This is a genomic window from Microbacterium sp. HMWF026 (genome assembly GCF_003061325.1).
Lineage (GTDB): Bacteria > Actinomycetota > Actinomycetes > Actinomycetales > Microbacteriaceae > Microbacterium > Microbacterium testaceum_E.
In genome coordinates, this window is the sequence record NZ_QAJB01000379.1 from 1 (window position 1) to 4,173 (window position 4,173).

Annotated in this window: 3 protein-coding genes; 2 read left to right on the top strand and 1 reads right to left on the bottom strand. The window is 73.1% G+C overall.

Features of this window, described 5'->3' with window-relative positions; genetic code table 11:
* Nucleotides 1-192: 192 nt before the first annotated feature.
* Nucleotides 193-1,089 carry a dimethylargininase gene (gene ddaH, locus DBR36_RS14130; RefSeq protein ID WP_181373616.1) on the top strand — a complete coding sequence of 299 codons (897 nt, stop codon included), beginning with the start codon at nucleotides 193-195 and terminating at the stop codon, nucleotides 1,087-1,089.
* Nucleotides 1,086-2,303, top strand: a complete 1,218-nt coding sequence (rocD, locus tag DBR36_RS14135; RefSeq protein ID WP_108320408.1) for an ornithine--oxo-acid transaminase — start codon at nucleotides 1,086-1,088, stop codon at nucleotides 2,301-2,303. Before ddaH ends, rocD begins: the two co-directional genes overlap by 4 nt.
* A 135-nt stretch (nucleotides 2,304-2,438) precedes the next feature.
* On the opposite strand, the gene DBR36_RS14140 is transcribed toward rocD, so the two are convergent.
* Nucleotides 2,439-4,004 (bottom strand): molybdopterin-dependent oxidoreductase, encoded by a 1,566-nt coding sequence (locus DBR36_RS14140; RefSeq protein WP_108320410.1) that lies wholly within the window; start codon nucleotides 4,002-4,004, stop codon nucleotides 2,439-2,441.
* Nucleotides 4,005-4,173: the final 169 nt, after the last annotated feature.

Consider the following 4,173-nt stretch of genomic DNA (forward strand, 5'->3'; position numbering starts at 1 on the left):
GCCGCCACCCGCCGCCGCCGGCCCGGGGCCGGGTCGGCGCGCGCCGCGAGACGCGCCGCGCACGCGCGTGAGACAATGGGCGCGGCGTGCTCGGACCGACCTTTCCCCGCCACGGCGCCCCGGCGTCACCGGGTCGAAGGGCCACCGAGCCCCAGGACAGCGTCCGCCGCACCTTTCCTCCGAGGAGCAGAGATGTCCGCTACCCCCGTCGCCACCTCGGGTGTCGAGCCCGCCGCCTCCGAGACCACCGGGCGCGTGCAGCAGCACCGCCGGTACCTCATGTGCCGGCCCGAGCACTTCACGGTGAGCTACAGCATCAACCCGTGGATGGAGCCCTCGCGCCCCACCGACACCGCCCTCGCGGTCCGCCAGTGGCAGGCGCTGTACGACACCTACGTGTCGCTCGGGCACGAGATCGAGCTGATCGACCCGCTCGAGGGCCTTCCCGACATGGTCTACACGGCCAACGGCGGCTTCGTCATCGACGGTGTGGCCTACGGGCCCAAGTTCCGCTTCCGCGAGCGCGCCGCCGAGGCGCCCGCCTTCATCGACTGGTTCGCCGCGAACGGGTTCGAGGTCGCCGAGCCCGTCGAGGTCAACGAGGGCGAGGGCGACTTCCTGCTGGTGGGCGACACGATCCTGGCCGGCACGGGCTTCCGCTCGACCGGTGACAGCCACCGCGAGGTGGGCGAGGTGTTCTCGCGCGAGGTCGTGTCGCTGACCCTCACCGACCCGCGTTTCTACCACCTCGACACCGCACTCGCCGTGCTCGACCCGGTCGAGGGCCCCGGTGGCGTCGACAAGGCCAACATCGCCTACCTGCCGAACGCCTTCGACGAGAAGAGCCAGGCGATCCTGCGCGAGCGCTTCCCCGACGCCATCCGGGTCTCGGATGCCGACGGCTCGGTGTTCGGGCTCAACTCGGCCAGCGACGGCAAGAACGTCATCATCTCCCCGCGTGCCAAGGGCTTCGAGGCGCAGCTGCGCGAGCGCGGCTACACCCCCGTGCTGGTCGACCTGTCCGAGCTGCTGCTCGGCGGCGGCGGCATCAAGTGCTGCACGCTCGAGCTGCGGGGCGGCTCGCGATGAGCACCGCGATCGACGACCTCGGCGCTCGTCTGATCGCCGACGAGGGCGCACACCTCGCGCACAATTACCACCCGCTCCCCGTGGTCGTCTCGCGCGCCGAGGGCGTGTGGGTCACCGACGTCGAGGGCAAGCGCTACCTCGACCTGCTGTCGGCGTACTCGGCGCTGAACTTCGGGCACGGCCACCCCGCGATCCTGGCCGCAGCACGCGAACAGCTCGACCGTCTGACCCTCACCAGCAGGGCGTACCACAACGACCGTCTCGGCCCCTTCGCCACCGCGCTCGCCGCGCTGTGCGGCAAAGACGTGGTGCTGCCGATGAACACCGGCGCCGAGGCCGTCGAGACGGGCATCAAGGTCGCCCGGGCGTGGGGCTATCGCACCAAGGGCATCGCCCCGGATGCCGCGACCATCATCGTCGCGAACGGCAACTTCCACGGTCGTACGACCACCATCGTCGGCTTCAGCGACGACCCGTCCGCGCACGACGACTTCGGTCCGTACGCGCCCGGGTTCGTGCACGTGCCCTACGGGGATGCGGATGCCATCGCCGCCGCCATCGACGACGACACCGCCGCGGTGCTGATCGAGCCCATCCAGGGTGAGGCCGGCGTCGTGATCCCGCCCGAGGGGTTCCTCCGCCGCGTGCGCGAGCTCTGCTCCGAGCGGAACGTGCTGTTCATCGCCGACGAGATCCAGTCCGGCCTCGGGCGTGTGGGCGAGACGTTCGCGTGCGACCGCGAGGGCGTCGTGCCCGACCTCTACCTGCTCGGCAAGGCGCTCGGCGGCGGCATCCTCCCCGTCTCGGCCGTCGTGGCGAACCACGACGTGCTCGGCGTGATCCGCGCCGGAGAGCACGGGTCGACCTTCGGCGGCAACCCGCTGGCCGCGGCCGTCGGGCTGCGGGTGGTCGAGATGCTGGCATCCGGGGAGTTCCAGACGCGCGCGAAGGCGCTCGGCGCTCATCTCGAGCAGAACCTGCAGACGCTCGTCGGCCACGGCGTGATCGCCGTGCGCATCGCGGGCCTGTGGGCGGGCGTCGACATCGACCCCGCGTACGGCACGGGCCGCGAGGTCGCCGAGAAGCTGCTGACGCGCGGCGTCCTGGTCAAGGACACGCACGGGCAGACGATCCGCATCGCCCCGCCGCTGACGATCCGGGCGACCGAGCTGGACTGGGCGGTCGAACAGCTCAAGCACGTGCTGGCGGCCTGAGCCGGGCGCTCCCGCCCGCTCCCGCTCGCGCGCGACGCCGAGACGGCATCCTGCTGACATCTCGGTTGCAGGATGTCGCCGAGTTGTCAGCAGCGTGCAGTCTCGCGCCTCGGGGCGCCCCGCCGGGCGCCCGCGTCAGACCACCGAGATCGTCGCCTCGTCCCAGCCGGTCGCACCGTCGGGGGCGGGAGGGGCGACGGTCGCGGTCTGCGTCGACCCGTCGGCCGAGGTCGCGCGGCAGCGCGCCGTGTGCAGGCCGCTGGTCGCCTCCCACTCGATGCTCCACTGCACCCAGGTGTCGGCCGAGATCGCGCTGGCGAGCGTCGCGGGCCGCCAGGGGCCGTCGTCGACCTGCACCTCGACGCCGGTGATGCCGACGTGGTTGTGCCAGGCGACCCCGGCGATGACGGTCGGTCCCGGCTCGACGCGCGCGCCCGCGCGGGGGACGTCGATGCGCGACTGCAGCTTGACCGGGCCGCGCTCCGACCAGCCGCGCGGTGTCCAGTACCCCTCGGCGCGGTCGAAGCGCGTGACCTCCAGCTCGCTGACCCACTTGGTCGCCGAGACGTAGCCGTACAGACCGGGCACCACCAGACGCACCGGAAAGCCGTGCTCGAGCGGCAGGGGCTCGCCGTTCATGCCGATGGCGAGCAGCGCATCCCGCTGGTCCGTGAGGGCTTCGAGGGGACTGGATGCCGTGAACCCGTCGACCGAGCGCGACAGCACCATGTCGGCCTCGGCGGTGGGCCGTGCGCGCGCGAGGATGTCGCGGATCGGAACGCCGAGCCAGCGCGCCGTGCCGATGAGCGAGCCGCCCACCTCGTTCGACACGCACACGAGGGTCGCGATCGTCTCCTTCTGGGGGAGGGCGACGAGGTCCTGCCACCGCAGCACCACCTCCTGCTCCACCAGGCCGTGCACGCGCAGGGTCCAGGTGGTCGGATCGACCTGCGGGACGACGAGCGCGGTGTCGATGCGGTAGAAGTCGGCCGACGGCGTGACGACGGGGGTCAGGCCCTCGATCCCCAGCTCGGCGCCGGAGGGGACGGATGCCGTCGTCGACGGCGTCGGCAGGCGCAGCGCCGCGCGCAGGGCGCTCACCGCGCGCGCACCTCCGCCGATCGCGAGGGCCCCGGCGGCGGCGAGGGCGCCGGCGAGCACCGCGACGCCCGAGTAGGCGAGGACGGTGCGCCGGCTCAGGCCGTCGGCGCGCGCCGCGCCGGCTGATGCCCGATCACCGTGCAACGCCTCGGCCCTGCGGCGCATACGGCCGATCAGCAGGCCGCCGATCAGCGCGGCCACCGCTCCCGCCACGAGAGAGGGGACGGGCGAGAGCAGGGCGGCGTCGGCGCGGGTGAGCGACACCACGGCGCCCAGAGCGCCGAGGGCCGCGAGCGCGACACGGCCCCACGGTGGCCGTCGGTTCTCGAGAACCCCGGCCAGTCCCGCGACGATCAGCAGCAGCACCGCGATCCCCACGAGCAGGGCGGCCTTGTCGCCCGTGCCGAAGAGGCTGATGGCCAGGTTCTTCGCCCACGCCGGGGCGATGTCGATCATCGCGCCCCCGATGACCGCGAACGGGCTCGCCGCGGGTGCGACGACGGCGGCGACGAGCTCGCCGAGCCCGGCTCCGAGGACGGTGGAGCCGACGGCTGCGGCGGCGGCCGCGAGGTCGCGGCGGCGCGAGGGGTCAGGGGTCACGAGGGGAGCCTAGAGAGCGTGGGAGGCGCGGGTGCCGGACCGCGCGGAACTCACAGGCAACCGGTGGACGAGTGCTTACGCTCCGCGCTCGAACGCCTGCGCGACACCCGCCAGTGAGACAGAGGCATCCCACATCCGATCGGCGGCGGCGAGGTCGCGCAGCGGCGGG